Source organism: Streptomyces calidiresistens (genome assembly GCF_014141525.1).
GTDB classification, from domain to species: domain Bacteria; phylum Actinomycetota; class Actinomycetes; order Streptomycetales; family Streptomycetaceae; genus Streptomyces; species Streptomyces calidiresistens.
Genome location: NZ_VKHS01001456.1, coordinates 1 through 645, shown reverse-complemented (window position 1 = coordinate 645; position 645 = coordinate 1). Strand labels below are relative to the sequence as shown.

Annotated in this window: 1 protein-coding gene; it reads right to left on the bottom strand. The window is 73.3% G+C overall.

The window, feature by feature from the left end; all coding sequences use genetic code 11:
* Window positions 1-227: hypothetical protein (locus FOE67_RS27800; RefSeq protein ID WP_182667563.1), on the bottom strand; the 227-nt coding region annotated here is incomplete at its 3' end.
* Window positions 228-645 lie beyond the last annotated feature (418 nt).

Sequence of the window (645 nt, the reverse complement as noted above, 5' to 3'; positions counted from 1 at the left end):
GTGTGCGCCTCGTGGGAGTCCTCCCGCGTTCGGCCCATACCCGTCACGAAAGCCGCACACGGCATCCGGCCCCGGTCCCCCGGCGGTCCCGCGGGCGCTTCCGCGCCCCGACCGCGACGGTAGGCGGTGACCAGGAAGTCACCGGCGACGATCTCGGTGACGCGTTCGGGACCGCCGGTCGTCTCCCGCGGTTCCTCGTCGCGCGGTGCGGGGTGGTTGGGGTCCATGTCATTCCCTCGGAAGCGGTGCGGGGCTCGCGCCCGGGCGGTGTGCGACTTCGCAGTCGGGTGGTGGCGGTGGCGTCGGGAGTCATCGCGGCCGGCGCCGGATGTGCTCGACCGGCTCGGAACGGCATCGAACGCCTGCCGCCGCCCCCAACGTTACTGTCGTATCATTTCGCGCCGCGCCGGGGCACCGGGGTCGACGTCACGGCTTGGTAAGCAGCCGCGCCGCCCGCGCGCCGGGAGCCGAAAGGCCGGCACTTCGCCCCGAATCATCACCGATGACCGTTTCAATGGGTGTGCGCCTCGTGGGAGTCCTCCCGCGTTCGGCCCATACCCGTCACGAAAGCCGCACACGGCATCCGGCCCCGGTCCCCCGGCGGTCCCGCGGGCGCTTCCGCGCCCCGACCGCGACGGTAGGCGG